The sequence below is a fragment of the Niabella aurantiaca DSM 17617 genome (assembly GCF_000374125.1).
GTDB lineage: Bacteria > Bacteroidota > Bacteroidia > Chitinophagales > Chitinophagaceae > Niabella > Niabella aurantiaca.
The window spans coordinates 1-7,073 of record NZ_KB893642.1; the positions used below are offsets into that span (position 1 = coordinate 1).

Genomic DNA, 7,073 nt, shown 5'->3' on the forward strand with positions numbered 1-7,073 from the left:
GCTTCCGAAAGTTCCTGCAGGTCTCTGCGAACCGTGTCCTCAGAAACCTTCATATCTACGCAGAGCTTGGCACTCAATACCTTATTGTGCAGATCCAGCCGATGGAGAATATATGCCTGCCGTTCTTTCTTTAACACAATCGTTAATTTATTCCTAAAGGTAAATAGTAAACCAGCAAAAAATCGCAAAATGTCAAAAAAAAGTGCATAAAAACAACCGCCCCGCAAGCCGGCAATTAATGCGGGATAATGACCGCAGCAGCAGTTTTCAGGTATGTGTAATTATCCATCCGGGAATAGTAAAAATACAGCTGCCATTTGCAATACCTCTCTTCCGCTATTAGACATCCGGGAGGTCCGCAGCGTCATTTTTAGCTGCAGTAAACAACAAACAATATAAGACAGGGCGGCCCGGATTCAAAAAATCATAGCCGCCCTGTAATAGTAGAATGCCTTGTTGATAGAGACCGGCGCGTTACCGTGCTGTAAACTGCCGGACTGCCGAAGTAGGTGTTGCCGCACGCATACCCGACAAAATATGATGAAACGCCCGCCCGATATATCCCGTCCACCAATCGGCATAATTCACAAATTTACCGCTTGAATTCATCACCTGCAGCGGTCCCTGGTCCGACCCGTCGGCCCCTATCACCCTGGCCCGGTAATCGACCCGGGCGCTTCCGCTGGAAATAGGGTCAGTCTTTATAACCGTAACCGGCTCCCAACCGGTAGATTCTCCAAAGCCAACCGGTTCGCCTACATTGAGCCAGCCGCTTTTTTCACCCGTTTTTACGTTCATCGTATATTGATACTGATACTGAAGCTTCAGGCTGGTAGTTACGCCCGCAGTTTCATATAAGAAGTTATAGAATTTTACCCAGCAGGTGCTGTCTGTATTCCCTGTTATATTCAGCGGATACGGAAAGCCATTGTCGAAAACGATCGGCGGTTTGCTGAAATCATATACAAATACATTTTGCTTTCCTTCTTTCAAAGTACAGCTCTGGTCATATACCAGTGCGTTGCCCCCCTGGTATAGTTTTAAGCTGGATGTACCCGCACCGGCAGTAAAAAACCGTCCTACGGCGCCGCTCGGTATCGCATTATAGGTAACGAGTGGGGTACTGGAATCCGACACCACCTTGCCATTTACTTCCACTTTATAGATATTGTTGGCGGCACCGGTGGTAAGCGGAACAAAGTAGTGCAGTTGAAACTCAGCCACACCAGCCGGCACAGGATCTGAATCATATTCCACCACATGTTTCTGGCAGGAAGCGGCAAGTACGATGACCATTACAAAAGCCAGGAGTGCTCTTAAATTTTTCATACTCTTATTATTTATGCGTTTACTATTCGTGTTAAGTTAATTAGGCAACTCCCCGGGATAAGCGAACCAGGGAATGGATGTCTGGTAATTGTCAGCTGTGCCCGGTATGGGTTTTAATGATTCCAGCGACTTCAGATTCCACATATACTCCGAGTTATAGCGCGGGCGCAGGCGATAGCAGGGAGCCCCCTCATTTTTAAGGTCATAACTCCCCTTCCTGTTTTGTACCTGTGCCGGCATCAGGTATAAGCCTTTGTACACTTTATCCGGATCCGTATCCCATTTCTGATCGATAATGGTATTTGTCCAGCCATTTCCATTCTTGGGGTAATCGCCGGAGTATGCTATATCGTAATGATATTTACGCATATCCACCCAGGCTTCCGGCGCCCCCCAGGGATATAAAGCGATCCATTTCTGCATCATAATGTGGGACAGGGTTAAGTCGGATAAACCATTTACAAAAGGGCCGGCCACATACTTATCCGCCAGGCTTGTAAACAGTCCCTTGCTGATCTTATCTCCGCCGGTGGCGCTTTCCGATTTACCGGGTGTGATATATCTTGCGGTAGTCTCCATATCGGCCTTTACTCCTTCTTTAAAGGCGTTCAGGGCCTCTGCTTTTTTACCCAGCTTCCAGTAAGCTTCTGCCAGGCAGAATTTAATTTCGGCGCAGGTGGTCAGGATATAGGGCGCATTATCCCGGTAGATCCAGCGCCCGATACCGTCATGAACCGTACCGCTGTATTGAGAAGAAGCATTCCGTCCGTAAAAAGAGGGGGCCGATCCGATCGGTCCGGCGGTGCCGGTAAATGATCCCCCGTAATATTTATAGGCCTTAACACTATCTGCATTGTCCAGGTTCAAATAGGTGGGATTGCTTGTGGTTCCCAGTTTCACCGCTACCCTCGGATCATAATGACCAGTAACATTCACCAGGGTATCGGTCACGATCTGGTCTGCCAGTTTATAAGGATGATAGTCGTTGCCTTCATCGTTCCGTATCTTTTCACCTGTTGAAGGGTCATACTGGGGAACGGTTCCGGTAAATAACTGTACGGCATATTCATGTTGAAAATAGGTGCGGCTCAGGTTACCCCGGGCTGTTCCCCAAAAATTATTATAGTCAGAATAAGGTGCCTGTTGTGATCCGGCGGCGATCTTCAATGTGGCATCATCATCCGGGGTCTGAAAGGCCTTGCCGGCGGCCGTGATCAGCTCCTGCGCATACTCGGATGAGAAATTGGTTTTGTTGGAGAGTGAGGCCAGGTTGCGCACAATAACCGAATAAGCAAATTTGATCCATTTGCTTTTATCCCCTCCGTAAATAAAATCGTTGGCGGTTATTTTGCTGCCATAATTATGATCATCCGGCTTCTCCAGCAATTCAATGGCTTTATAAGCCCATTCCCGTGCCTGCGCATAAATGTCCTTTTCATAATCATAATCGTGCGACAACAATCCGGGCACAAAAGCATCTTTCAGGGGCGCATCCACATTTACTTTTGCCAGCAGATCCCAGGAAAAAGCCTTGATGGCATAACCGATACCTGCCAGGGTCCAGTCTTCCGCGGCCTCCGATTGATTGATCAGGTTCTCCAGATTCATGCCCTGGTTCCAATACACGATCCGCCAGGTTTCACCCGCAGCATCGCTGCCCGGGATATAAGAATTAACGGCATAAGTGCTGTATGAGCCCGATGTTCCCATCATCTGCGTCAGCGGACCAATTGCCCGGATATCCCAGTAAATCCCTTCGTATTGCTGCTGGATACCGGCAAGGTATAAATAGCCGTCCACCTGATCCGGGGCATCTATATTTTTATTGACATCCAGGTATTTCTGGCAGCCGGTAGCAATAAAAACAAAAGATATTAAGAATAGTATAACTTTTTTCATAATCTGATTTTTAATTGAGTGTTATGCTAAATCCTACGGTAAAAGCTCTGGGGTTGGGCAATGACCACACATCATATCCCTCACCGCCCACACCACCGGCAGCCGCAGAAACCGTATTTCCAACGGCATCAATTCCGGAATAATTGGTGAAGGTGAACAGATCATTACCTACCATATAGACATCGACCCCGGAGATGATCCTGGTTTTGCTAAGGAGCTTTTTGGGCAGCGAATAGGCCAGGCGCAACTCCTGCAGGCGCAGGTAATTCACATCCTTTTCCAGCCAGTTCTCATCCCCCCCGCCAAAAATGCTGCTGCTGTATAAATGGTAATCCACCGCAATATTATTAATGATGGCATTATCCGTATTTTCATAACCGTTCTTTATAACACCGTTAAAAATCACCGGACCCCGCTCCCGGAGATCCACCGATTCCCAGCTTGTTCCGCTGGTCATCATGGTGCGTTTGGTTCCATTGATGACAGTAGCTTTATACCGGCCCGCAAACAGGCCTGACAAGCGAAAACCTTTGTAATTAAGGCTGGTCACAAAACCAAAGCGCAGCTTGGGTTCCCGGTCGCCGATCACACTCCATTTATCGCTGGTAACCGGTATACCGGTAGCGGGATCGATCAGCACCTGGCCTTTATCATTGCGCTCATAGGCCCTGCCGGTAATAGTGGTAATCGGGTGCCCTACCATAATACCATCCCGGATATTGCCGGAGTTCCACGTATAGGGGTTATAATATTCGGTCACATTCTCCGGCAGGTAAACGACCTCGGAGCTTCCCCGCGAAGCATTCACCCCTACATTCCAGGTCAGACCTGCGGAATTGCGGATCACATCCCCGTCTATATGTGCTTCCCAACCCCAGGTCTTAAACGATCCCACATTCATGGTATTCAGCACAAATCCGGTTGCATAACTTAAGCGGAATTCGGTAATGATCTGGTCGGCATTTTTGGTCGTATAATAGGAAAAGTAGGTATTGAGCCGGTTATCGAACCAACGGGTATCAAAGCCAAATTCGCGCGATGTGGTCATCTCCGGCCTTAAATTGGGATTCGGTCCGGTATAGCCATATTTGAACCCACCGCCCGTAAGATTTGTGGGCTCCAGCTGGGGGTAGATGGATAGCGGGCGGGCGTCCTTTCCTACGCGCGCAACGGACCCCCTGAGCTTAATAAAGTTGATGGTCTTATTGCCTTTCAGAAAAGGCAGTTCCGTTAAGACCCACGAGCCCTCAACCGCCGGGTAAAAATAACGGTTATTATTTACCGGCAAAGTGGAAGACCAGTCATTACGGCCTCTTAATGTTACGAAGGCCATATTATCATACCCAAATTCAAACTGACCGGAGAAAGCCTGGATCCTGCGTTTGGTGTTGATTTGTTTGGAAGTAACGGTTGCAGGATCCGTATTGTTGATCGACTGAAAATCGGGAATGATAAATTTGGATCCTATTGTAGACTGCATGGTTATGGCATTTTCCAGCTGGTGATAACCTACCTGCCCCGAAAAGGAAAATTTATTGTTGAAAAATTTATTGTTATACCCTGCCAGCAGATTCAGCGTAGGATCCGAAAAATTTGAATGCACCAAATTATAAGTACCGTTTCCGGCGTTATCGTAAGCATAGTATGGATGCCAGGAAGACTCATAGGTCTGCATCCCTACATCCCAGCCGACCTGGGCGCGTACAAAGGTGTTTTTTACAGGAGTGGCGGTAAAAGCCACATTGCTGAGAAACCGGTCGGACTTATCAAAATTTTTATTCTTGTTCAAGGCAAAAAGCGGGTTTAGCAGATCTACATCTACATAATAATCCGGGTTCCGCATATGAATGCCATCGGCGTCCAGGTAATTGGCCATATCATCTACCATGGGCCAAAGCATTGCACGGTATAACGGGCCATCAGTTCCCCGCAGTATTTTATTATTGGATGCATGCGCGTATTGCATCGACCCCTCAAATTTCAGCCAGCTGGTAATGTCCGCTTTACCTGAAAGGCTCAGGTTCGTCCGGTCAAGGTCCGTTTTTTTGATGACGCCCTGGCTTTCCAGGTAGGAAAAGCTACCGCGTATAGTGGCTTTTTCTGAACCGGCCTCAACGGAAACATTGTGCTTCTGTGAAAAGCCCGTTTGCAAAATGGCATCGATATTATCATACAGCGGCATGCCCCCGGGATAAAGTCCTCCGTATTTGGCCGTATAATAATAGTTAGTGGTACCATAGGAGCCATTGGCATATTTGGTTTGCATATCAGGATAGCCATAGGCTTTATCCCAGCGAAAAGAATTGTTGTAGGAAACACGTCCCTTACCCGCACGGCCTTTTTTTGTAGTAATAATGATTGCGCCGTTAGAGGCATCTGAACCATACAGGGCAGCAGCCGCAGCACCTTTCAGTACGGTAATGGATTCGATATCCTCCGGGTTAAAATCATTCCCGCGGGAGGAATAGTCCATATTCCGTACCGAATAGATCTCCGCATTTGCCGCCTGTCCCATTTTGAGCGGATCAAAAGTAGAATTGTTCATGGGGATACCATCTACCACATACAAGGGCTGGTTATTACCGGATATGGATGTAAGGTTCCGGAGGACAACCGTTGTTGAAGCACCCGGAGCGCCACTCGTAGAGGTCACATTCAACCCCGGCACGCGGCCCTGCAGGGCTGAAATAAAATTATCCCTGCCAGACTCCGCGATGGTCTTACCATCAATTACCTGAACAGAAGAACCTACCGCCCGTCCGATCCGTTTCATCCCGAACTCAGTAGTAACCACCACTTCGTCCATCGAGCCTTTGTCTTTAACCAGCACGACCTTAATTGGTGATGCCGCATTTGCCTTTACAGACTGTGATAAATAACCTACATAGGTAAACACCAGCGTGTTGGACCGGTCCCCCTGCAGTGTGAAGGATCCGTCATCTGCAGTGCTCGTGGCGGTTGACGTACCATTGATCGTAACCGTAACACCAGGCAACGGTACATTTTCGTCGTTAAAGACAGTACCCCTAATAGTCGCTTTTTGTGCACTTCCCGAAAAGGGACTAATGGCAATAAAAAAGACTAACAGACCAACCAGTTGAGTTAGTTTTCTCATTTTTTGATATTTAAATTAATTACTATAAAACACTCACTCCTGCTTTTACATAAGGCTGTAGCAACTTATCGTCCGGATCCAGCTCCGTTATCAGATAATCGATCTGTTTCAGTTCGCAGACCTGCAATGCTTCAAATGAGTTCAGCTTTTCCGCAATCGTCAGGCAGGCGGTCCGGGCAGAAGCTGCCACCATCGCCTTCTTCAGCTCCACCACTTCCCAGTCGCTGTCCGTGATCCCCCGGCGCAGGTCAATGGCATTCGTACCCAGGATGCACAGATCCGCATTCACTTCCCGGATCTTCGCTATCGCACTGGCGCCCACAGTGATCTTGGATTCTTTGTTAACCTTATCCCCCACTACCACCACGTTGATGTTCGGATGCGCAATATAGGCGCTCAGCACCGGGATGCTCCCCGTAATAAACGTTGCCCGCAGCTGGGGCGGAAGCCGTTTGGCCATCTCAATGATCGTGGTGCCACCGCTCGTCAGCACATACATATTCTCTTTGAGCAGTCCGATCACTTTCTGGGCAATGACCGCTTTCTGTGTTTGGGAATATACCGGGCTCGCATTAAAATGTACTTCATTGAAAGCCAGCGACAATGCACCTCCGTGTACCTTGATCAGCCGGCCCGCTTCCGAAAGTTCCTGCAGGTCTCTGCGAACCGTGTCCTCAGAAACCTTCATATCTACGCAGAGCTTGGCACTCAATACCTTATTGTGCAGATC

General features: G+C 48.2%; 5 protein-coding genes. All 5 read right to left on the reverse strand.

Annotated features, from left to right (window positions below):
* A partial coding sequence (locus B160_RS29375) for a DeoR family transcriptional regulator (protein ID WP_040680011.1) occupies positions 1–188 on the reverse strand: 188 nt, incomplete at its 3' end.
* 286 nt (positions 189–474) lie between these two features.
* Positions 475–1,329, reverse strand: a complete 855-nt coding sequence (locus B160_RS0116375; protein ID WP_018629002.1) for a hypothetical protein — start codon at positions 1,327–1,329, stop codon at positions 475–477.
* A 36-nt stretch (positions 1,330–1,365) separates the two neighbouring features.
* Positions 1,366–3,228 carry a SusD/RagB family nutrient-binding outer membrane lipoprotein gene (locus tag B160_RS0116380; RefSeq protein ID WP_018629003.1) on the reverse strand — a complete coding sequence of 621 codons (1,863 nt, stop codon included), beginning with the start codon at positions 3,226–3,228 and terminating at the stop codon, positions 1,366–1,368.
* Between the two features lie 10 nt (positions 3,229–3,238).
* A complete protein-coding gene (locus tag B160_RS0116385) occupies positions 3,239–6,343 on the reverse strand; it encodes a SusC/RagA family TonB-linked outer membrane protein (protein ID WP_040680012.1) in 3,105 nt (1,034 codons plus the stop codon).
* Positions 6,344–6,365: 22 nt separating this feature from the next.
* A partial coding sequence (locus B160_RS0116390; protein ID WP_018629005.1) for a DeoR/GlpR family DNA-binding transcription regulator occupies positions 6,366–7,073 on the reverse strand: 708 nt, incomplete at its 5' end.